We start from the raw sequence: 22,800 nt of genomic DNA on the forward strand, positions 1-22,800 counted from the left end.
TGCACAGTTCTGGAAGAGTTCACTTCAAGAGGCGGTACTGTCCGGTGTGGAACGATCCTGACCTTGCCAAACGTGCGGTGGCACAGGCATACGATAATGGCGGCAGGCCGTGAGAAGGATAGGGATCAGACCTACTCTCACAGCACTTACTCGCTCATGCAACGGATGCTCTTCCATCACGCGATTAAGTAGATTAAAAACGGCCTCTAGCGAGTCGTTGAGTGGCAGCCCTGGTACCGACAACCCATGATCTCGATCACCATTCCAGAACACATCATCCGTTCGTCCGTCGGGAACCCAGATTTAGTGGGTCATGTGCGGAGCGTGCTCTAACAACGTGCTACGCAAGCGTTCTGCGCGTTCCTGATCTCCGATCATCGCAAGCCAAGCGAGTACAAAAGTGTAAAGAATCCCCGCGCGCGTGTGCTCTTCGAAGTATGCATCGCTGTGGTCTTTGGGGTGGGCAAGGACGTCTCGATAATCTGTCGTCGGCGTAGGGTAGTGCTTCCGAGTTTTCAGTCCGTTGCATAGGTGATCGGATATGCCACGGATATAGTCAGCAACATTAGAAAGACGGCCACGCACGTCTGCAATTCGCATAAACAGAGCCAGCTCGATCGTGAAATCGTCGCGAACGGGGGCTGCGAGCGCCGGGTTCGCGTTCAGCATCCCGATCGCTATGTTAAGCACCTTATCCGCCCCTTCACTCATTGCCTGCGCAAACGCCTCGTCCTGCGATGCACTAATGGCATCCAACCATAGTCCGTGGAGAGACAACCTCCCCAGCGTCTCGAACAGCGCGATGTTGATGTCGACCGCGTTGCGTGAATTTACGGCCATTGAAAGCGCGTATCGCTTATCGGCGAACGGCCCAATCTTCTCGACGAGAAGAAGGTTGGCGATGATGATATGAAGTTTCAAGACCTGATCGAAATGAGCCAGCCGCTCCTGTTGCGTCGACCCTTTGCGCAGACGGGTATTATCGCAGTACGGCCAGCTACGCAGCAGCACCAGTTCAGATGCTCGATACGCTGCCTCGAGGTTACCAGCGTCGCGAGCCCATACGAAGAGTATCCAAAGGCACAAGTAGGCTTTGCGTAGCTGGCGTGTCCGCTCTGTCTGGTTCTTCGGCTCAGTGAAGATGGCATCGAGCAAGTCACGGAAATGCCGATAAGCGACGTCGGGCTGATCAAGCATCGCTAGCGCCTTCTGAAATACTCCCCGGTTCTCGCTCTCGATTAACTCTGCCCGTAGCATCCCGCTTAGGATCAGATCCGCAAGGCGATCTCCGTTCCACTCGGCGAAGTAAACGTTGGGCTTCTCGTTCATCCGACAGAAGCCGCTCCACTGGGCACGAACATCTTCGCGCATTTCACCACCCATGCAGACACAAATGACGATGGGCAGATCCGTCAGGTGGGGCGGGATGCGGTTCGGAATGTAGTCATCCAGAACCTCGTTAAGCGACGGCCGCACGGCCTGCTGACCGGTATCCCAATGCTCTCGTGTCAAATCGCCGGACTTGATTGTGAACAGGAACAGGCTTTGAGCGCCATCGCGATCAGGATTGGGGCCGACTGCAGCGACGTCGACACCGGCTTGCCGCGTGCCACGGCGGGGACGGGTTAGAACTTCGAATCCATTCTCGGCCAGAAGATCGGGCAAAATAGCGTCGAGTTCGTCACGTTCACGCAGCGAGCGCAGATAGTGCGTCACGACAAGTTTCATCGTTGTTCTCGCGGTTCAAGCTTGAAGTGGAAAAACATGTGGTCGAGGCCGACCGGGTCAACAATATTGAGGAGAGGCAATTCGGACAAGACCGAGAACGATTTCATCTCGATCTCGGTAAAATGCGTGGCGCCCTCACCAGTATGAATCGGCGTCAGCGAAGAGCGGCCATAAAGGATATATTGCTTGGCGAAGATATCCTCAAATATAGATCTCCGACTTTCCTGCTCCATGCCTCGTTCCATCCTCTCATTCCACTGCGTACGCTCTACCTCACGCTGCATTTCGCTGGGGTGCAGTTCAACCAAATGTTCAATACCCTCAATCGCCTCCTGAAAGGCAGCCTTTCGTGTGAGCAGTTCAGTAATACTAGAGCCATTCGCTCCGCCTTCTTCAACGTAGCGTTCAAGGTAGTCCTTCAACTTGCCACCATAGCTCAGGAGCAGAGGGTTGTAGATCAGACTGAGGACATCACTGGCTATATCCGGGCATCCGTCGCGAAGTATCGCTAATGGTATAGCAACCGCTGCCAGTGGATCGATAAAGAACCACCCGACAGCCTTCCGGCAAAGGAACAGCTGGTCTGATGAGTCCGTTGGAAGAGAGGACTTGGGGATTGAGAAAGGTGGAACATCGTTTCCAACACTGCATACTTCATTCGCCACGCATTTACGAGTGTGTACTCCCCCATTGAGCAACCAGTAAATAACCGCACTGCCAAGCACCTCACCGCCTGCATGCGTCAACGCGTGGTACGTACTCTGGAACGCGCCTAGCGTAATCTGCCCCTTTGAACGATCGATCAACTCACCAAGTAGTCGGATCACCTTTTCAGCGCGCCCATCTCTCACAAGTTGGTATGAGGCATGATCAATGTGCGAGATGGTTACAATATCGTCTGGGTCAACATCTGCAACAGTATAGAGACACAGGTCTATGACGTTCTCTGTGAGGCCTTCCCGATAACGCCACAGCAGATCTGCCGCCAAGTGAATCGCAGATGGGCTCTGCGTCTGGAGGGTTCGTTCGAGTTGTTCGTCGAAACTGGCTGGTGCGCATACTTTTCGCTTTGCAGCAGCGCGGTAGCCCGCTTCGAGGGACCGAAGGGCGGTATCCTCATCGTCGGTGGACGCTTCTTGGGTTAGTGTGTCGAGTACCTCACGGTAGCGTTCACCCAATTCCATGGCACCCAAAGCCGAGATGGCTGCGAGCTTCGCTTCCCGATCGTGAGCTTGCGCGAAAATTAGGCCTTCCTCGACATCAGCGTTCATTAGGAGAACCGTGGATAGTTGACGCAGAGCGCGGTTATCGCCGGTACGCGCTGATTCGTAAACCTTGGAAGATCTGGCTGCGTCTTTCTTCGTCCATTCCCCAAAAGCGGTACTCAGGGCGCCAGTATCCAGATCGTTGCCGCCTGTATCCAGCAAGCGCGAGATGAAGGCAAGAAGGACCTCCTGATCAACATTCAGAAGAGGTATCAGATCGCATAGAACATGCTGGACGAGGAAGAAGCGCCGTCCCTCCAGCTCTGCCAGCGCTTCTTCGATATGGAGGTCAAGGGGTGGCGCATCGGTAGCGTTCAATATGGTTGCGAGAGTCTCGATCAACGCAGAGCGGTTATCGTCTAGACGCCGCCTCCCCCGATCCACAACAGTACGAACCAAACCGCGTGTACGCAGCTGAGTAGCTAATTCCATCTCGTCTACCGGTGTCTCCTCTGTTGCCATTGGCCCACCCATTGGATTCTTTGTTTACAAAAGAGCTTACGAGGCTCTAAAAGTTGATGAATTCCCTCGACGTCACCCCATCTTCAGTAGCACCCGGGTTTAGAGTCAGAAGTAACTCTATCGTGTTTTACCACCAGTTGCTCGGCATAGGCTGACGGTGTCAGCCCTCCAAGACGCTTCTTCGGCCTTTCTTCGTTGTACTCCCGCTTCCATGCCTCGATGACCACCTTGGCGTGATGAAGGCTGGTGAACCAGTGCTCATTCAGACATTCATCTCGAAAGCGCCCATTGAACGATTCGATGTAGGCGTTTTGGTTGGGTTTTCCAGGTTCGATTAAAAACAGGGCAACGCCACGTAGATGAGCCCATGACAGCATGGCGCGCCCACAGAATTCCTTTCCATTATCCGTACGAATGGCGCCAGGTAGGCCACGCTGTAAAGCCAGATGATCCAGAATACGTGTTAAAAACAGTCCGCTAATGGCACGTTCAGGCACGATCGCCACGGCTTCATGGGTAGCGTCGTCGACAATGGTGAGGCTCTTTATCACTCGCTCACCTGCCGTCCGGTCAAACACAAAATCCATTGACCAGACCTGATTAGCGGCACCAGGGCGGCCAAGGGGCATCCGCTCAGACGTGGGAACCTTCTTGCGTTTGCGGTGTTTTACCTGCAACTGAGCCGCCGCGTAGAGGCGTTCGACGCGCTTATGATTGACCTGTTCACCGGCTTGACGCAGTTTCAGGTAGATCATGCCAGCGCCATAGCGACGATGCCGATGTGCCAAGGCAACAATGCGTTCACGCAATGCCTCATTGCGATCAGGGGCCGATCGATAGTGCAATGCACTGACACTCATACGGATGACACGGAGCGCTCGGCGCTCGCTCAGGCCACGTGACACCATAAAGTGCACCACGTCTCGGCGTGCCGGGGCGCTCACCACTTTTTTCTCAGCGCCTCGCGAGTGACATCCATTTCCAGTAGCGACTCCGCGAGCAGCTTTTTCAAACGTGCATTTTCGGCTTCGAGTTCTTTGAGTCGCTTGGCATCGGGCACGCTCATACCACCAAACTTGCTCCGCCATAGATAGTAACTGGCTTCTGAGAAACCGTGCCGACGGCACAGCTCCTTGATGGGCAACCCCGCTTCGGCTTCGCCTAGGAAACCAATGATCTGTTCTTCGCTGAAACGCTTCTTCATGTCCAATCTCCTTACCCATAGGATCGGACTCTAAAGTGTAGCGCTACTCAATCAGGGGGTGACATCGCTTATATGCAAAGGCGACAAGCTGGCAGCAGTTACAATAGCCAAGGATCGAGAATATCTAGCTCGGACGCTCAAGGCTGCAAAGATGGCTGTCGAGAATGGGGAGCGTGTCGCAACACGTTGGATGCAGGTGGTGGAGCCACAGATCGGACGCCTGACTCAACTTCTAAACATCCTAAACGACGAGCGAATCCCCGATGGCAGCCCTATCGAACTAGCCGACAGTTCGGACTTTAGCCATGAGCAGGTACTTATCGATGACAAGGCCGCATAGGCAGGCATTAAGCTGCTGGACAGGAAGGAGCTGGGAGTCGAGTACGGTAATGAACTTCTGGCCTGCCTTGATCTACTGAGGGGGCCAGACAATGACTAAGACCATCACCGCCTCAAAAATTATCCTGGGCTATGTGCCGACCCGCCAAGCTCTCTCCGGAAAACTAATACTGAAGAACGCATACCAGATAAAGAAGAAGCAACGAAAAGATGCAATCGCCAAGGACGAGGGTGTGCCAAGGCCGCAAAGCATGTTAGACGCTATGAAAAAGATTGCTCGCCTAGAGCAAGAGAATGAAGCGCTTAGAGCTGAGCTGGGAAAGATGGCTGAAGTCGCCCAGCGATTCATTTATAACGCTAGCATTGCTGGACTCTCACAACAGAGGCTAATGGAACCGCTTCCTAGAGTCCGTCGTGATTAGGCTGAAAGATACATAAATCGGTAACTGGTGATGATTTTAAACAACACTAAAACAATATTCGCAAACAGAACTGATATAAATCTTTTAAGCGAGACCATCCTTGGTCTTGCTAATTATTGATTTACTTAATGTAAAAGAATTTTCCCCACTCTAAAATGCAGAAAGAAATAACGAAGCTTACATGCAAAAAAACATTGCTTCCTATGACTATTTCTCTAAAGATCATACCTACCTTTTACTTCCGAAAGACATTTCGCTCTAGTTATTGAAGATTTTCCTTGCCGATTACCATGCAATTCGCGACAAAAGTACGTCTTCCAAATTTTATTAAAGATTTTATCTTCCATGTCAGGATCCCAATCCGATCTTTTCCTCCATTCAACCGCCCACCTCCGGCACATCTCATCAAAAAGCTCGCGATTAAATGTGAGGACTAAGCTGTCAATTGCTTCTATAGATTTTTGCAATGTTACGAAATCTACAGAAATCCTGACTGGTTTTTTGTAATTTTTCGCTCCGATCTGAACTGCATTTCTTCCAGGCAAAATACCAGCGTTATGTACTATTCCATGTCGCAAATGGCAAACAAGATCGTATTGTTCAAGGGGGCCTTTGAAGCTAGAGTCTTTGAGTTCGAATTTGAGGTATTGTCTAGCAGCCTTCGTGATTTCTTCTTTTGAGCAAAAAGTAAGATGTTCAAATGCACTTCTTCGAAATTCGGCATGTCCATGCCACAATACACCACCTAAATTTATTTGCTTTTCGGCGGCATGTTCACGTGATATGGGGCACGATTCCAGAGTAAGCGATAATATAGAACGAAAATATGCTTCCGCAGCGGAAACAGCACCAAGCAAAAGCAAGCCGCCAAGATGCTTATTTTCTTGAAGATTATCTTCGGTTCCATAAGCAAGCAAACTTCTAGAATAATCAATATAAGCATCAACCGGACAAGGGAGATCAGTTTCAACCAAATAGGAATGCACCGATCCCATGCTGTTAGATGAAGGAGCCTCATTCACATAATCTGATATCAAGAACTTCATGAAACATACTCCTCGGCATGTCCTAATATAGCTTGCGCTCGTGCTTTACCTATATATGGAATCCCAAGTAATGTCTCTCGATTGGCATCTGTAAGAATATCTCGAATTCTACGAATTGGAGAATGCTCTTTAATTCTTTTCTCTAGTCTTTTTGAAATTGGAAGAGCTGATATATCGCGTTTAACAAGTTCTTCATAGGCTGAAGACGGCTTTAGCTGTGCCCCACAGTTGGAACAAAACCTTGCCTCTGGATTGCTTCTAGGAGTTGAGCAAACATGACAAAGAGGCAGCGCAAGGGTGAAATCTTCTGAGGCAAGTTCTGCCTTCTCGAAAATTGAGGCAGATGTTAATTTCGGCCAAGCTTGATGCTTTGGTGCCCGAATAACTTTGAGAAACGATATAACTGACTTGGTTCGGCTTCCTACAATAATATTTTCCGCAACCAGATCACCGATGTGGATGTGATAATGTTGGAATGCTCCTTTTTCCCCCTTAAGAACTGAGCCGGATGACATGATCAGCCCCGAATATTGAAGAAAACCGAACACTTTTTCTAAATCTGCGTTAATCGGTGTCTTTACAGCAAACTGCAGGCCCTGTTTTTCAAGCGGCTTTCCCTTATTAAAGATTCTTATCTGCGCAAGTATTGCTTGATGAGCCCTAGATCCATTTTCCACATAACTTTCATAAGAGGGTAATTTAGCGGTAAGTGAATCATAAACAGCATGCGACATATCTCTTCCGACACGAGATAGACGCAACAACTTTGATTTATTCAGGCCGCCGTTAGCATTCATATACGTCTTTGGAGAATTGAATACAGAGCGTAGCATTCCTAGAAATCCTCTGGGAATTCCGAATGCTGCATATGCAAGTAATATTATGTCTTCCTCGTTTCCCGAGATAAAGTCAAAATCAGCGCCCTCGAACCTCTTCCTAGCTAAAGAAAGCATGAAGTCTTCATACTCTTTACCAGATGGCTTAATCCATGCATTAATTTGCTCCGCGTCGTGCCCAACATGGAAATTAGCAGAATTTGAAGTTATACCAGGGTAGATTGCCGCCTTTGGAGAAATAATTCTTGACTTTACTGCTCGAAAGAAGTCAAAGAAATCTTCTTGCTGTTTCTCGGAGAATGAGTGAGCGGCGTCATCTATAAGAATCACACAGCGCTGAAGCTCGCTCCTTGAAATCAGATTTTCAATATGCTCGGTTAAAAATGATAAAGTGAATTTATCTATCTGGTCCGCATTTGCGTTACTTGCCTCTAATGAATTGATGGCTTTTATAATTAACTCTTTTGGCGGAAAGAGCTCAGACACAACAAGTTTTCCATGCTCCTCAATAGCCTCCCATATGGCTAAAAGAATTTTTGCAATAAGCCAAGATCGAAACCAATACGACGCATTAGCCCCATTTACGTAGTAAGGCTCCAACTTTAAAGTGAGCTTAAAATTCACATAAACAGGTAATGTTTTATCGGCGCTTTCCTCAATAAGACGGTAATAGGCCTTCTTCATCAGGGTGCTTTTGCCACAGCCGCGAGGTCCTATCAATAGCTTTGCACCACCACCCATGAGCTTCTTTAAAACTTCTGTCTCATTAGGGTGCTCTGCCGCCAACTGTTGGAATTTTGCACGGTCGATGTATTCCGCTTGCTCGATGAAGTTTTCTTCAAGCGGTAACTCTTCTTCTATATCTAGATTCAAGCTAGATGTAGTACCCATAGTTGTAACCCTTATGTTTAACTAAAACTGCCTTGCATGATTGATTTGGTAGTGTTGTCGTTTTTTTCTAGTCGTAACTATCTGTTTTAATTCTGCCAGCTGCTAGGGAGCCGTGCAAAGCAATTATTTGATAATCGTTTCGTTGGCGTAGGGAGCCTCTGAAAAGGTCCCTTGATTTCAGACAATAGCTCCAGATCCACAAATCGGGAAGATCGTCACGCTATGTTTCAGATCAGCTATGCCGAAGCCAGATACCAAAACAAAAGCGCAAGGCCCGCCAAAGAAAGCTCCTGGAGAGCATGGATCATGCTGTTCCCTCGAAAAAGCTAGCGTACAAGGTAGCTCACAACTACCCCAAGGGCTTGAACAGCCATCGACCGTACCCGACTGCGGATTCACTGCATGCAGCTGTTCTATAATCTGTCCGTTCCGGCGATGGAGACGAACTATACGAGATAGACTCCATATCGCGCTACGCTGGGTTGACCCTGGCCGATTCGATTCCGTATAAAACCGCCATTTTCAACTTCTACCATTTTCTGGAGCAGCGTAACCTGGGCAAATCGATATTCAGGTGAGTTCACAAGCACCTGAAGCGATATGGCCTAATGCTGCGCGTAGCCAGCATTACCACCGCACCGAGCTCGACCAAAAACACCAGAGGCAAACGCGACCAGGAAATGCACCAGCCTCGCAAAGGCAATTAGTGGTATTTCAGAATGAAGAGGCACACCAGTTCGGATGAGGATTTTGGGATGATACATCCGTTGAAAGCCCCCACAGCTAATGAGCACGGTACCAATTCGGCCGAAAGTTTGCTCCATAGAGGTTAGCCCCGCGTATTTGGCGACTAGGGGTATCAATAATTGTAAGCATCGCAACGTTGATTGTTTCCTCACCCGGCGTCAGGGTGTGACCTGCAAGCAGCCGGAAGACACGTCCCCACTAGGGCGGAGAAGAACAAAGCCAGTATTCAAGCGAAGGTTGAGGACCCGTTTCGCACCATCAAGCGTCAGTTTGGTTACGCTAAGATCCGCTACCAAAGTCTGATCAAGAACGCCAATCGGCTTTACTTTTTGAGCAGCGTTCAGCAACGTGCTTATAGGGGAATGTGATTCCCCACGTAGGGGAAGTGTGCCCGTTTTCCGCCGATATGGCGGGAATCAGACAGAAGATGAACAAAGAGACTAGGGGTATATCGCTGAAATTGGTCTATCCCCCGAATCTGAGTCAGGAATTGGCGTTCCAGTACGGTTATTCAGAGGTTCCTTAGTTTGGGAGCAGGGACATGGGAAAAAAATCCAGAATGAAGCGGGAGCGAAGACTCGCGCAAATTGAGGCCGAATATGGTTCTCCTTTGCATGAGCAGTTTGGGCTTTGCGAGCAAAACGCTGATGAGAGAAGCCAGAAAAATTCATTTCAAAAATGCCTAGAGGCAACACGAGCATTATTCCTAATGTATAGGCACCTCGATGCAGCGATTGCTTTGAGTGTCTCCGAGCTTTGGCCAGCCAACACTGGAAGCTCTATCAAGCACATCTTCGCATGGGACGTTCTGCTAGACCTTCCTCACGATGAGCAAGGACGAATGTCGATCGCTAGCTATGCAGACTTCAAGGCGTTTGCTAATGCACTGTACGAAACATGGCCCGAGTTCCCGATGCTCGAAGACTTCTCACCCGAGGCTGACTGGGGGCAAACCAAGGTGCGCCTTGGCCAGAGCTTTGTTCCGATGTTTTACGGTAGCTGCATTGAACGTACACCTGACTTCGTAGAAGCATTCCGCATTACTTACGCCCATGTTCCTAAGGCCCAAGCCCACATGGACCTCGCCGTTGCGTTGCAAGCTCGTATCATTGATTCGATACCCGACCTTGGAAGCCACGCGGCCGGAGAAGCGCAAGTAGCCCATGTCGAAGTTCCCTCCGAAGACTTCTGGCTGACGTGCAGTAATATGCTTCGACAGGTCGGTGATGATATTGCTGACTGGCGAGATAAGGCGGGGAGTGAGCTCGATACGCGCTTTGGCGCTTTCAAAGCACCGCTGACTTCGAGCGCCTTCGGCGACGCAGTAATGCAGGGGGCGGCACTCCCCTTTCTAGCAGTCGAAAGCGACGGCACTTGGGTACCAGTGTCAGTTCGTAGCGCCCCTGGGGTAGTAATTGACCACTGGGCCAACAAAATAGCAGTTGGCCAAAGGGTGAACGCTCATACACACCTTAGGCTCTCTCAGTTCGTTGCTGAACGCTTCCCAAGGACAGTTATGGGACCGCTGACGCTCTTCGTCGGTGATGCCGCCTGTGAAGACCTCCCTATCAGCTGCATCATCTCAGACGACTCGGGCGTGTACCTTATTTGCGTATGCGACCACGCATCGAGTAAGCGGCTATCAAAGGCAGCGAAGGACACATACGCCAAAATGAGGCGCGGCGCGCTGATTCACTTCCGTCTCTCAGATGGACACGGGCTAACGCTGTCTAAAAATGGATCCACTGGGCCAGGCGCCGATGAACTTCACATCATTATTGTAGTTACCCAGGCAGGCACGTCACTTGGAATCACAGGCTTGCCTGAGAGGCCCGCGCGCCTATTACCGTTGGCCGACTTCATCACTATTTTCGATAGCCTAAATGACCTCGACGAATTGGAGCGTTACTGGAAATTCGTCGATTCTCAGAGGCATTCCCTCAGCCCCTTCTCTACCGGGCCCGCAGACCTATACGCGTCCTTCAAAGACACACATGGCGTACTTGTCGAAGGTGCGATTTCTCCCACCGTTATCGGATTAGACCCTCACTGGGGCACCTCCTGGCGTTTTAAGGCGCTTACTGACTTTTGGTCGCTTGCGCCAAGTGTATTTCCAGATGGCTCAGCAGGCTGGCGGCTGAACCAGGGAACCGAAGGCGTCGTTGAGCTCCAATCTCGCCATCATAAAGCAGTCGCGTACTCAACATCAGTCGGCACCTGCACCGTTCAAACCCTGCTGGAAATCTCTGAAGGCCTCAAGATTCAAGATGGTCGCATGGTCGACCTATTCGCCCAACTTCTTGCGGACAGCACACACCGCTGCCGCGAACTGATGTCGAACGTCTCCCTGTTTCAGCAGCGACATGTTCTGTTTGTCTGCAATCCAGATCCCTCCAGTTCTGTTGACGCTGTGGAGGCTCCTCACCCTATAGATGGATTCGCGCGCGTAGTGACTTCAGCGGAAGAAGATACCAATCGCAAGGGGCTGTTTCATTTGCAAGTTGACACTCGCGCAGTGCTTGTAGGATTGAATTCCGCCAAGGACGGATCGTTTGAAATTCGTTGTTTACTGGAGACCCTCGAAAGGTGTCACTTGGCATGCGAGCTGGAATTGCCCAACGGCTTTACAGAGCGGCTTTGCAGCAAGGCATCGGAACCAGCTCGTTACCATTTAAAAGTCATAACACGAAATGTCGATGTTCCCGATTACGTGCAACCCGTCATCCCCTCTCCCACCGATTACAAGCTTGCACGTAAGCATTTGGCTGCGGAAATCATGGCGCTCAGTCTGTCACCGGGGCGGTATGAGCTATCCGATGCCAAGACCAAGATAGATCCTGCCAGCGTCCGCTTGCGCCTCCTTATCGAGAAACGGCTCGCTTCGCTCGACAGGCACCAGCTTCTGCAAGCATTTACTGAGCAGCACGACGCATGCCTTGTCACCGAGAGAATGAAGATTCAACGGGTACGCCAGAGCCTCACTCATGATGTGGAATACGACAGGCTGGATGCCATTGAACAAGCTCGTCAAGAGTACGGTACCGCAGCTCGTCACTATCGATATCTGCTGGAAAAAACCGTCAGCTCACCGACACCCGGAAACGGGGAAGTCACTGATGAGGTATTGCGTGAGTTGGTTGGCCTGGTTGATTGGTACATGGTACTTACCGGAGCCAGCGATGTCCTTCACAACGGCATAGACGTTGGTGGCGTTATGATAGACGACTCGTACATACCAGAGGTATTTTATTCAGTCGGCTCCGATGACCGAGAGGAAGACTTTGCACGCGAGTATGCGAAGTCACGGCTGGGACTTGGGTCCAATAGCGAAGATGCTGTGGAGGGTGAGTCAGAGGAATTGCTGTCCTCAGAGAAACTCAAGAGTGCCTTCACAGCCGATTTGGAATTTGACCTGCAGAGCATGCTCACTGCTCTAGCAGTATTGTCGCAAGCTCAGAGACATGGCTTCGGCGATGAACTCGCACTGTCTTATACAGCGGCTCCAAACCGTGTTGCGCAAGGCCTGGCCGACAGCATTGAAGGGCTAGAGCTTGAAGAAGCTGAAAGGATTGTGGCATTCCTAACGCTCCAAGAGAAAGGTATCCGCAGGCTGTCAGGAAAGGATGTAGACGAGGGCGATGTCCCACACTGGGAGCACAGTAAGCGAATCCATCGATACGCGATCAGACCGCTGGTTGTCGACGGTGCGAACTTGCTTTGGGGGGCAGAGATGACCAGCCGGTCGATGTACAACTGGATGTCGGCGGTGCGGGACGGCTACCTACCAGCAGACTTCAGGTGGCCCCATGTTAAACCCGTCATTCGCAAGGTTAAGGAAGATATCGAGAAACGGCTGGAGCGTCGCACTGAGGAGATATTTCTCCGGCACACCCCATTCGTATTACGAGGCATCGACTTCTTCAGGCGATTCAGTAGCGAGAAATTCGAGAACGTTGGTGATTTCGATGTATTCGCATACTGGCCAGACGAAAACCTGATTGTTACGGTGGAGTGCAAGTACAACCAACCACCTTACACAATAAAGGATGGCCGTCGACTCCGTGATAAAATTTTCGGTACTGCAGAAAGCGACAGGACTGGTCAGCTCAGCAGAATCCTAGCTCGGAGACAATTCCTAGAGAGGAATCGCTCAAAACTGCTAGAGCTGCTGGGCTGGCCACAATCGGAGTCAGTTTCTTCCAAGTCCAAGAATGTAGAGCTCTATGTGAGTCGCGACGTGTACTACTGGATGGTACATCCGCCTTATCCAGTTCCTACTAAATTTGTGCAAGTGGACATACTAGATACTTGGATAAAGGAAGTGCTCATGACGTCACAAGACCATGTCTGAGAATATTAAAAAGTCTGCAACCACTGCAGCTGGCTACATATACCAAACTCGACAAGGCCTTAAGGTTCTATGCGATTGGCTCGAAGCTCCTGCTCGCTATAGCCGGGTGAAATTCGAGTGCGACATTGAACATGAAGCGCCGCAAGGCCTGGATGATATCGTCATCGAAAGAAGTGATGGTCTTATCGACCTTCAACAGGTCAAGTTCACTCCTAATCCTAACGCACATCTGCTGTCCTGGGAATGGATGCTTGAGAAGTCCGGCAAGACGTCGCGTTCTCGATCAATGCTTCGCAAGTGGTTCGACGCCTTTAAAAAGCTTGATCCCGTTCGCATTGGAGAGCTATCCCTCACAACAAACCGACGACCAGATGCCGCCATAGAGGCTTGTTTAGATGCTGGCAGGATTTCTTTTGATAAGATTCCTGAACCGAGACGCTCAAAAATTATCGACGATCTTGGTAGCGAGCAAGAAGTTTCAGAGTTCTTTAGCCAACTCAATATAGTTCATAGCGACAAGGGATTTGACACACTAGAGCAAGAGGTCGATGCGCGACTTCGTAAACACGGCACTCCTGAGGGAATCGCCACCCTCAAAAACGTAGCGTTGAACTGGTCTACGCGGAAGAACCTTCCGCTTCCTGATGGTTGGATCACACTCGAGCAAGTCTGCACTATCCTTCGCTCGACACCACCCGCACCATTACCTGAGGACTTTTTTGTCCCCTCGGGTTACAAGGTGCCCGATGAGATGTTCCATCAAGAATTTGTAAGAGACACCATAGACGCTGCCGGTAGCACTATTGTTCTCACGGGGCCACCGGGTCGTGGTAAGAGCACTTACCTGAGCGCGCTGTGCGACACTTTCGCCGAGAAAGACATCCCTACGGTTCGACATCACTATTTCCTTTCGACGACAGAGCGTGGGCGCGACCGAGTTAATAGCCACGTGGTCGAACAGTCCATAGAAGCGCAGATCAGAAAGTTTTACCCAGATATTCAGGCCCCAACGGGCGATCTACGATTGCTCCTTGAGGCGTGTGCTTCCTACTACAAGAAATTAGCCAAGCCATTCGTCCTTGTACTGGATGGCCTGGATCATGTCTGGCGTATTAACGCTGGGGACAAGAGGCCGCTCGACGACGTTTTTGCCCAGTTGATCCCATGCCCTGACAACATGGTGCTGCTGGTTGGCACTCAACCAGTGGATGATGCCCAGTTGCCTCGGGATTTGCTTGCATTTGCGCCCAAGACTGAGTGGCGAGCACTACCGCCGATGTCTGAGAACGCAGTCTTGTCCTATTTGCGCAAGTCATTGCAGGAAGGCAGGCTTACGACTGGCCTCGAGGATGAACATTGGATGGAAAGAGAGCTGCAGGAGTCCGCAGCTGCGCTTCGCACAAAAACCAATGGCCATCCTCTTCATGTCATTTATGCTGCTGCAGAGCTTGAACATACCGGACGCAGCTTATCGAAATGGCACGTAGAACGGCTTAAAGGAGACTTGAGTAAGAATGCCGCATTCTACTACGCGTCACTCTGGGAAGGCCTTCCACCAAGCCTCAAGGACACACTAATACTTGTATGTGCATTCTCGTTCTTCTGGCCCAGGACTGCATTTTCAGAGATTGCTACGCAAGTCGGAGGGGCTGAGCCGGACGTTTCGCAAGTGGAGCACTTGCTTCACTCTTCGGCAGCTGGTCTTAGGGTTTTCCACGAGAGTCTGGCAGTCTTCGTACGTACAACTGAAAACTACACTGACCGCATCGACGCACTGATGCCTGCAGTGGCTAGCTGGCTGGAGACCACTGCGCCCACCTCGCTACGCGTGAATTGGCTCTGGACAGTTCAGGCGAGATTGGGTCATCCCAAGAACCTGATCACCGGCCTTACCCGTGACTGGATCATGCTACGCCTAGAGGAAGGGTATCCAGAGTCACTCTTTGAAACGCTGCTATCCGATGCACTTATCGCAGCGCTGGAAACCAACGAGTTCGCTGAAGCCTATCGACTCGAACATCTCATGTCACGGATGGTCGGAGGCAGCCAATACCAGATGCAGAACAACGACATGGCTAAGCTGATCTCGTTCACATTGACTCTGACCCCCGAGGAGAGAGTTGTCCGCGAGGCTGTCGCCTCCAGGCATGAGGCGGACATCTTTAGGCTTTCTGCGCTCGGGTTAGCCCTCCGTGCCCGAGGGGATGACGTTATGGCCGAAACGTGCGGTGAAGAAGCGCTTCGTCGGTTCAAAGGCTTGAGTCGTTTCTCCAATAGGCACTCGTTCAGAGCCGGGTCTGATGAGTTCCAGTTCCTAGTCAATGCACTTACACGTCTTAATGCAATCGGCACAACACCTACTGTCCTGGCCCGACTGGTTTCCAAAAACGTTCCAGCCGTTTGGCTGCCACGAGTCCAAATGCTGGTGGAAGAAGGTAATTTGGATGACTTGATGGAGGTCGCTACTTCGCTAGCCCCTAGCGAGAGCAAGAACCTCATCAGCGATGCGTGCGTTCGCGCGGCGGCGGCAGCTGGAGTGAACATTGCAGAACGAGATGACTTCAATGAGCTTGGGCGAACCCCCTTCGTCGCTGCCATAGAAGCGGCCCAAACTCGGGTCTCCAATCCACTGAACGCCCCTATCCCCATTGACTGGCTAAAGGGTGGCTACTACGAGCGCAAGGAAGATCTGGCAACGCTCACGCACCACTGGTTTTTCAGCACCATTCAGCTAAGCCTTTGCATGACTGCAGAAAAACAGACCGCCTTCGAATTTGTGCGAGCCCCCATCTATGAGGGTAAGGAGAATATCACTTACTTACTCAACGAGCTCTCTGAGGTCGCAGCGCAAGTAGCGCACCAGTGGTGGCATGGAGATTTCGTAGACTTTCATGAACTGTTCGAGTTATTCGAACCAGTGGAGTTCAGGTGTTTTAGGCAAAGCTATGATGAGAGCTCTGCAGCCGAAGAATTCCAGAGTGCGTTACTTCGCATTGCTTGTGACATTCGTCTTGGTAGCATCCTGCTGGATCACTTCGGCGATGTCGCCCTTTCCAAAGAAACCATTATGGCGGCTAGTCAGTACGCTTGGTTTGACAGCGAATCATTCCGTTTACAATACGCTGGTGGGTTACTGACCAGGATGAGCGATGAAGCGGCAGCAACCTTTATCCAATCTCAGCGTATCCTGCTTGATGCAGAGATACGCTATGAAACCAGCGTACATCTTCAAACACCGCTCCAGCTTTGTTCAATTGCGCTAAACCATGGGTTGAGCACTAGCGCTCGCGAGTTGTGCAAGCAAACTTGGGAGCTGACAACCGGCTATGGGCATCGAAAAGATCCAACGCTGAATAACACGCTCGACGCTATCAGTTTCTTATCCGAAGTCGCACCGAACGACGCTCGTCGGTTGCTCTACCTTATCGCACCACAGATCCATCATGTTCTGGACTACACGGATGGTCGTGGTACTCGGCATGTTCTTGCTGAAGCTGATCAGTTGCTTGGAAAATTGAATCCTTCAGCACTCGTGACCAAATATGAAGAGCACACAGATGCAGGCGAATGGGCGTTAGCAGAGGATAGTCTTGAGGCCTACGTCAAACAGGGAATAACAGAAGGATGGCCTCTTGATGCCCTGATGCGCACGGGCCTGAATCCCGAAATACGTGATGCCCTGCGGCAGCTTGAGCAGGATGGCAGTGCCTGCGCGGCCGAACTGCTTTGCGTGCTTGAGGAACACAACGGATGGGACGTTGGTTGCTTACAGCGCCAAGAGACTTCTGGGAATAGCAGTAACAGTAGTCCTTACGAAGGTGATGTCACGATCTATGAACCTGAAAAACTGGAAGACCTGCTCGAAAGCTTAGAATCCCACTATGGCGAGCGATCATGCCTCCTTCGTGCCTGGTATCAACATTGGGAGTATGAAAAACAAAGCAAAAGGCTCCTCAAAGAGCTCGATAAAATTCTTTTTTCAGAAAACAGATGGATGAGAGAGGTTCTCCCCTTATCTGACCTGGCTTTTCAAACAAAAAAGAGAACGAGCGGCTTGCACACTGCTTGGAAATATCTTGTTAACGCACAGATACGCAGCGGTGGGTGGATCGGTTACATGGAACGTGAAAATGAGACCTGCAGTAGGCTCGATTTGATAGTAGAGCACTATCCACAACGCTGCGACGAGTTCGTGGCTGAGACAACCTACAGCATGTTCGGCGAACATGAGCCGCCCCGTGTGGGCCCCTCAGCACTAATGGTCTACTTCTATTCGCGACAAAATCGAGTCGCGGAGGCCATTCAGTTCGCCGAGACTATGGTGAACTGCGTCATTGAAGACACGCGCACCCTGCCGCTGGAGCGGCCGAACTGGGCGGCGAAGTTAGTTCCCTCTACAGAACTGGAGAAATGATGGACGAGCTTCGCATCCTTATTGCCCGGCTTGGTTGGCCGTCGACGTCCGCAAGGTGGTGGACTATGCAGGAGCTGGCAGCTCGGTTGGGAGAGCCAGCTGTCAGGGTCGAAACCGAGACTGCGCTGCTTCAGTTGCTACGTTCGCGCAAGCTCGAGGCCGAGGTTGTCGAGGTACTATGCATCTTTTGGATGGCGGCAAAGGGGCATAGCTACTCGCCCGTAGCAAAACTCGCTAAAAGCATCCCGAAGCCCTCCTTGCTCTCAGATCTAGTGGTGGCGAGTCTGGGTTTGTCAGTTCAAGCTGGCGGCACGGATTTGAAGGAGGTGCCGGAGGACTTTGAGATCCCGGATGACTTCGACGGCGTGCAAGGCGTGGACTTGCCCAGAATTTTCTGGACATCCATGAGCAGGCTTGAGACCTATTCCGGGCTTCCGTTCGTCCGGCAAATGGCCTTTGAATGGACTGAGAACCGAGCGGCTTACCCGGACGCACCATACCAAGGTGATGCAGGACATTTCATACGCCCGCTGGGGGATGGCTTCATTGGCCAGCTCTCCACTCGCACCGCTCTTCGCGCCATTTCCGCTTACCTTCGTACGATGGCGGTGGCTAAACACTTCTGGAAGATGCCGCCGGAATTTGCGGATCAAGAATCTCTTTTAGCACTACCGCTTCATCCGACTTTAGCTCTGCTTAAACCACGGCGTCCAGACTGGTTCCCGGCACCAACTGACTTCGACGGCGGCACCGATGTGATCGAAGCATCCTTCCGAGACTTGGTGTGCCGCGTGCAAGCAGTGCGCCCAGGTGACGAACTGATTGCGTTCAGTTCGCCAATCGTGATGGCGATGGGACGCTGTGTGGAGGTTTCCATCGTCAGATGGTCGCAAGCGGCTGACAGTAACATCGCCGATGCCGACCTGGCTGCACATCTGGAAGGCTTCTGGACCCACGGGGGGATTCTTTCCAGCGCGGCTCCAGAGCCGCTGAGCACGACGACCCTTTTGGCATTCCCTCATCTCAATGAATTGATGTATGAAAATTGCAAGGCTTGGCCACTTGCCGTGCCGCTCGATTTCGACCGCTTAGGCTACCTTCAACACGACCTGTATCCGTGGAGGCTCTTCCTTCCAGCACTAACGGGCTCTAACCGCCCCAAACTCTCTCCTCGTGAGGGGCAGTTGGAGATCAAGGTAGACGAGCAGGTCGTCGCGGACCTTTGTTATTGGAATGCAGGCTGGGGAGCCGCGCGTCCGATTCAATTCGGAGGTAACTGTGGTACCGCCCTCATTTCACGAGGCACGGACTACCGGGAAGGTGTGGCCTCGACAAACGTGAAAGTACGCTCATTTTATTTATGGCAAGTGAAAACGCTACAACGAAACAGCAGCAATGAGGAGCTCGGCGAGACATTATCCTCAGGAATCATGTTTGTTTAGCTACGATCTCCTATCCCAAGGTTGCGATGAGTCGAGTAGCCTATTGACAAATAGTGTGACAAACGAACGTTCCTACTCATCAATGGAAACTGGCAGTAGGTCAGGTCGGCTTTAGGCTGAGAAAGGAATGCTCATGCATAAGCATTATTGCCCCATAGAAGTTGTTAACAACTGGCAGAAACTGACCAAAAGAGGTCAGAGACTAAAGAATACGGCGCCGGGTATTGATGCTTACTATCGCTGGCATTAGCTTCAACAGTTAAATTTAATAATTCAACGTATGTACACCTGTGAGCCCAGTGCCACTTATTTTTGACTTAGGTGCATGAATGTCCATGTATTATGACTCTGCACAGTACGTTGCTGGAGCTCTCACAAGAGTAATATGCACAGCGTCAAAAAAAGCATTTTTTGGTAGCTGTTAGCAAAGTAGCATTAAACCTTTTCATATCATTAATCTTAAGGACTAGCTTCATGGGGAATACCATAAACATGGAAGCTCGAAACGATCGCAGCGCAAAAAGCATTTCGCCTTTTCTAGCCAGAGCCGGAAAGACCCGCACTGGTGAAGATCAGCTTCCTGGCTATTACTGCGATGAGCAGCAAATGTGGGTGGTCGAAACGGAGCAGGGCGTACAGCCCATTATCAACAAGCAAACGCTCTCGCAACTGATGACCAAGACACGAGTGCATAATGAAGAGGATGACGACAACTACCTTGCGCTTGAGCTGATAACCAAGACTCATCAGCAGCTCGAAAGTGACGACGACACCAGACCAATGGGATGCAACAACCTCCTACAGCTAGTTACCAAGACAGATACGGCTCACGAAGTCGATGACAACTATTCCGCATGCCAATTACTGGAGCTAGCTACCAAAACCAAGGTGGAGCAGGAAACAGATGACGATGGCTTCGGGACTCTTGGATTTGATTGCTGATCCGTACCGATCAAGTTAAGGAAAACGCATGCTTTTGTTAGTCACAAATCGCCGCGACATCACGATCGACTACGTCGTGGCTGAGCTCAAGCGCCGGCAGACGCCTTTCTTTCGATTGAATACCGAAGAGCTGTCGAAGGCTCGCTGCACAATGGCCATTTATCCGAGAAGCGCATGGTCCTTATCTTTCGAAGGACGAATACTACAGGGAGCTGATGTACGCGCGGCATACTTTCGACGTCCCGCTCCACCTGCTAGCCCTCCCACCATTTCGGATGATGGTGAAAGGCAATATGTGGATGCAGAATGGGGTGCCTTTCTTAAGAGTTTGTATGCGCGCCTGGATGGCCTTTGGCTGAATTCGCCGATGGATATCTTCGCTGCTGAGGACAAACCAAGGCAGTTGATGCTGGCGGCCGATATTGGTTTCAACGTTCCACAGGCCCAAATCACGAACGATATTGCGTCGGTTCGAGAAGTTGCTACCGCTGGGCCCGCGATCGGAAAGCCGCTTCGGCAGGCTTTGATCAGCGGAGACAAAGAAAGGGTGATTTTTACCACCCGACTGGAAATTCCTCACGACAGCGACGAAGAAGCTATTGCCTTGGCACCGCTCATTGCCCAGACTGAAATCCAAAAACAGTACGACGTTCGAGTTACAGTCGTAGGTAGCCAGGTGTTCTCAACCGCGATCAAGTCGCAGGAACACGAAGAAACCACTGTGGATTGGCGCCAGGGTAGTCGGCCCGATCTCAAGCATGAATGCATCGATCTTCCTAGAGAGGTTGAGGAACAGTGCTTGGCACTGATGAAGCGCCTGAATCTACGTTATGGAGCGATTGACCTAATCTGCGATCAACAGGCCAAACTTTGGTTTCTGGAGATCAACCCGAATGGCCAATGGGCCTGGATTGAAAACCTCACCGGCTACCCCATTGCCGCCGCGATAGTTGATGAGCTAGAGGAAATTGCTCGGTGCCAAAATTAATCCCTCAATGGCTGTGGCCTCGTCTTACGCTCTCATCACAGCCCCCTCCTGATTCACCCCAACATAAGTGGCTTCAAAGTCAGAGAGACAAGGTCAATCAAGGCTCCTGGTCGGAAAAAAGTGATGTTGCGCTGGAGGAAGCACGCAGGCTCTTTGATGCAGAACAGGAGCGCCGCCGTGGAGCTGATTCAAAAGCCGGGCTTTATCTCGCGGCAATTACAGCGCTGATGCCGATTCTGGCAACTGTCCTCCCTGGTCTCTGGGATGAGAAAATCAGTAAAGCTCTGGCAGTCACCCTGCTGGGGATTTTCATTTTCGCGCTTATCTACCTAATGCGCGCAGGTCTGTGGGCGCTACAGACCATCAAGACCTCTGCTGCGGAACAGCTAGGTGCAGGCGAAATCGCAGACAGTTTCAGCTCTGATAGGCCTGAAGAGAAACTTGTTAAGCACCTGCTGAACGCCGTGATTTACAACTACAACGGTACAAACCAAAAGATAAGCTGCATAAAAATGACGCATGAGTGCCTGCTGCGAGCCTTCTTTTGCTTCATAGCTTTTCTTTCAGTTCAGGCGGTTTGGCCGTTGGCAGCGTGGGCCGTCAGTAAAATTAATAACGAAATCGTCACGCCGCTAATGAGCTGTCTCTAATAGAGTGCATGCCACGATCCAGGACTCATTTACCCTTTCATAAGGACTGCAAAAGATAAGTAAGCGATCCAATAACTACATCTAGCCAGTCATCGTTCAGGCGGGTAATGTCTCTTTCCACAGCCAGGGCAGCAGCGTGTTGAGGTCATCGTCGTTGAGGGTCGGCAACGTCTCGAAGACGTACTGCACCAAAACCAAAGAGATCGTCAGTGTGATCAGCACGGGTTAGCTTGGGTAGATGGGTTTTATGGCGCGCTTACGAAGAGAGAAGCAAAAAACAACAAAACACAGCTTTTTATATAGCGCCTATACACAGCTAGACCAGGTAATCACCGTTATTTTATCATCAGTTTAAAAAACGCATGAAAAAAAGTTATTCACAATTCAACCAGTAAAAATAGTCAAAATTAAACATTCTTATTTACAACCTCATGATGCAGTTTCGCAAACTGATTACATTGCTTTATTAAAAAAACAGAACCAGAGTGTTTTCTACAAAAACTTTTCCTTTTAGAAACATTTTTACAGGTTTCAGCATAAGCTTCCTCAGGATGACGTCCATTTGACCTAGACATTACAGCCCCAAAAGCATTTCTTAAACGCTCTCCTTGCAGCTCCTCTGGATTATAATCTAAATTCTCGAACGCAGCTATACACCAAGCTTCTATGGCATCTACTGCAGCAATAGGGATATATTTATTCTTTTCAGCCTCAGTCATATCATTAAAATCTGCGAATGCCTTTATTATTCGTTCCGTCTCATTTGCTCTCTCTTCAGGATTTTCATAATATTGAACTTCCTGCCCCTTATTTCCTAAGTAGTTTTTAAAAGATTCATCTGATAAAATGTCAGAATCTATCTGAATTACTATTAAATCACAATGAATACCTTCATTCACATGGGCAAACAAACCTCCACCAAAATAGACTTCATCCCTAAGTTTTGGAGGATTCTTCTGCAACCATCTTATTACCTCTGTACATCCACCTTTCTTAGGCTCTTCGACGTTGGGTGTGGAATTTGTCTCCTGAGCTGGGCCAGAATAGGGACTCCACAACAGCGGTAGGTATGG

At 50.4% G+C, this 22,800-nt stretch carries 15 protein-coding genes; 8 read left to right on the plus strand and 7 right to left on the minus strand.

Going from position 1 to position 22,800, the window contains the following annotated elements:
* Nucleotides 1-303 precede the first annotated feature (303 nt).
* From R3F64_RS15070 to R3F64_RS15080, 3 genes are all read right to left on the minus strand, one after another.
* A complete protein-coding gene (locus tag R3F64_RS15070) occupies nucleotides 304-1,728 on the minus strand; it encodes a hypothetical protein (RefSeq protein ID WP_332612337.1) in 1,425 nt (474 codons plus the stop codon).
* A complete protein-coding gene (locus R3F64_RS15075) occupies nucleotides 1,725-3,455 on the minus strand; it encodes a hypothetical protein (RefSeq protein WP_332612339.1) in 1,731 nt (576 codons plus the stop codon). Before R3F64_RS15075 ends, R3F64_RS15070 begins: the two co-directional genes overlap by 4 nt.
* 83 nt (nucleotides 3,456-3,538) lie before the next feature.
* Nucleotides 3,539-4,659 (minus strand): IS3 family transposase gene (locus R3F64_RS15080; RefSeq protein WP_332612341.1). Its coding sequence is split into 2 segments (ribosomal slippage): nucleotides 3,539-4,401 and nucleotides 4,401-4,659, totalling 1,122 coding nucleotides; the frame shifts between segments, so codons are not numbered across the junction.
* A 151-nt stretch (nucleotides 4,660-4,810) separates the two neighbouring features.
* Here R3F64_RS15080 and R3F64_RS15085 point away from each other — a divergent pair.
* Together R3F64_RS15085 and R3F64_RS15090 are read left to right on the plus strand one after the other, a co-directional pair.
* Complete coding sequence (locus R3F64_RS15085) at nucleotides 4,811-4,999, plus strand: hypothetical protein (protein ID WP_332612343.1); 189 nt, start codon at nucleotides 4,811-4,813, stop codon at nucleotides 4,997-4,999.
* A 91-nt stretch (nucleotides 5,000-5,090) separates the two neighbouring features.
* Complete coding sequence (locus R3F64_RS15090) at nucleotides 5,091-5,420, plus strand: hypothetical protein (RefSeq protein WP_332612345.1); 330 nt, start codon at nucleotides 5,091-5,093, stop codon at nucleotides 5,418-5,420.
* 215 nt (nucleotides 5,421-5,635) lie between these two features.
* Here R3F64_RS15090 and R3F64_RS15095 read toward each other — a convergent pair whose 3' ends face one another.
* Together R3F64_RS15095 and R3F64_RS15100 are read right to left on the minus strand one after the other, a co-directional pair.
* Nucleotides 5,636-6,466, minus strand: a complete 831-nt coding sequence (locus R3F64_RS15095; protein WP_332612347.1) for a hypothetical protein — start codon at nucleotides 6,464-6,466, stop codon at nucleotides 5,636-5,638.
* Nucleotides 6,463-8,193 (minus strand): ORC-CDC6 family AAA ATPase, encoded by a 1,731-nt coding sequence (locus R3F64_RS15100; RefSeq protein ID WP_332612349.1) that lies wholly within the window; start codon nucleotides 8,191-8,193, stop codon nucleotides 6,463-6,465. The genes R3F64_RS15095 and R3F64_RS15100 overlap by 4 nt, the downstream gene beginning before the upstream one ends.
* Before the next feature lie 1,288 nt (nucleotides 8,194-9,481).
* On the opposite strand from R3F64_RS15100, the gene R3F64_RS15105 reads away from it, so the two are divergent.
* The 6 genes from R3F64_RS15105 (at nucleotide 9,482) to R3F64_RS15130 (ending at nucleotide 21,727) form a co-directional block, all read left to right on the plus strand.
* The gene (locus R3F64_RS15105) at nucleotides 9,482-13,291 is read left to right on the plus strand and encodes a hypothetical protein (protein WP_332612351.1); all 3,810 of its coding nucleotides are present in this window, start codon (nucleotides 9,482-9,484) and stop codon (nucleotides 13,289-13,291) included.
* The gene (locus R3F64_RS15110; protein ID WP_332612353.1) at nucleotides 13,284-17,705 is read left to right on the plus strand and encodes an NACHT domain-containing protein; all 4,422 of its coding nucleotides are present in this window, start codon (nucleotides 13,284-13,286) and stop codon (nucleotides 17,703-17,705) included. Before R3F64_RS15105 ends, R3F64_RS15110 begins: the two co-directional genes overlap by 8 nt.
* 65 nt (nucleotides 17,706-17,770) lie before the next feature.
* Entirely contained in the window at nucleotides 17,771-19,147 is a 1,377-nt protein-coding gene (locus R3F64_RS15115) for a hypothetical protein (protein ID WP_332612355.1), read from the plus strand.
* Nucleotides 19,148-19,639: 492 nt separating this feature from the next.
* Nucleotides 19,640-20,089, plus strand: a complete 450-nt coding sequence (locus tag R3F64_RS15120) for a hypothetical protein (protein ID WP_332612357.1) — start codon at nucleotides 19,640-19,642, stop codon at nucleotides 20,087-20,089.
* 28 nt (nucleotides 20,090-20,117) lie between these two features.
* Nucleotides 20,118-21,077 (plus strand): hypothetical protein, encoded by a 960-nt coding sequence (locus tag R3F64_RS15125; protein WP_332612359.1) that lies wholly within the window; start codon nucleotides 20,118-20,120, stop codon nucleotides 21,075-21,077.
* Nucleotides 21,065-21,727, plus strand: a complete 663-nt coding sequence (locus R3F64_RS15130) for a hypothetical protein (RefSeq protein ID WP_332612361.1) — start codon at nucleotides 21,065-21,067, stop codon at nucleotides 21,725-21,727. Before R3F64_RS15125 ends, R3F64_RS15130 begins: the two co-directional genes overlap by 13 nt.
* 96 nt (nucleotides 21,728-21,823) lie before the next feature.
* On the opposite strand, the gene R3F64_RS15135 is transcribed toward R3F64_RS15130, so the two are convergent.
* Nucleotides 21,824-21,949 (minus strand): hypothetical protein, encoded by a 126-nt coding sequence (locus R3F64_RS15135; protein ID WP_332612362.1) that lies wholly within the window; start codon nucleotides 21,947-21,949, stop codon nucleotides 21,824-21,826.
* Nucleotides 21,950-22,134: 185 nt separating this feature from the next.
* On the minus strand, nucleotides 22,135-22,800 hold a 666-nt coding region (locus R3F64_RS15140; RefSeq protein ID WP_332612364.1), incomplete at its 5' end, for a hypothetical protein.

It is taken from the genome of Halomonas sp. 5021 (assembly GCF_036663435.1).
GTDB classification, from domain to species: Bacteria; Pseudomonadota; Gammaproteobacteria; order Pseudomonadales; family Halomonadaceae; genus Vreelandella; species Vreelandella janggokensis.

What these genes read in the sequence shown, in the direction of transcription:
- R3F64_RS15070 (WP_332612337.1), bottom strand. Translation starts at nt 1,728, where the DNA reads ATGAAACTTGTCGTGACGCACTATCTGCGCTCGCTGCGTGAACGTGAC.
- R3F64_RS15120 (WP_332612357.1), top strand. Translation starts at nt 19,640, where the DNA reads ATGGAAGCTCGAAACGATCGCAGCGCAAAAAGCATTTCGCCTTTTCTA.
- R3F64_RS15115 (WP_332612355.1), top strand. Translation starts at nt 17,771, where the DNA reads ATGCAGGAGCTGGCAGCTCGGTTGGGAGAGCCAGCTGTCAGGGTCGAA.
- R3F64_RS15085 (WP_332612343.1), top strand. Translation starts at nt 4,811, where the DNA reads ATGGCTGTCGAGAATGGGGAGCGTGTCGCAACACGTTGGATGCAGGTG.
- R3F64_RS15100 (WP_332612349.1), bottom strand. Translation starts at nt 8,193, where the DNA reads ATGGGTACTACATCTAGCTTGAATCTAGATATAGAAGAAGAGTTACCG.
- R3F64_RS15075 (WP_332612339.1), bottom strand. Translation starts at nt 3,455, where the DNA reads ATGGCAACAGAGGAGACACCGGTAGACGAGATGGAATTAGCTACTCAG.
- R3F64_RS15090 (WP_332612345.1), top strand. Translation starts at nt 5,091, where the DNA reads ATGACTAAGACCATCACCGCCTCAAAAATTATCCTGGGCTATGTGCCG.
- R3F64_RS15110 (WP_332612353.1), top strand. Translation starts at nt 13,284, where the DNA reads ATGTCTGAGAATATTAAAAAGTCTGCAACCACTGCAGCTGGCTACATA.
- R3F64_RS15125 (WP_332612359.1), top strand. Translation starts at nt 20,118, where the DNA reads ATGCTTTTGTTAGTCACAAATCGCCGCGACATCACGATCGACTACGTC.
- R3F64_RS15105 (WP_332612351.1), top strand. Translation starts at nt 9,482, where the DNA reads ATGGGAAAAAAATCCAGAATGAAGCGGGAGCGAAGACTCGCGCAAATT.
- R3F64_RS15095 (WP_332612347.1), bottom strand. Translation starts at nt 6,466, where the DNA reads ATGAAGTTCTTGATATCAGATTATGTGAATGAGGCTCCTTCATCTAAC.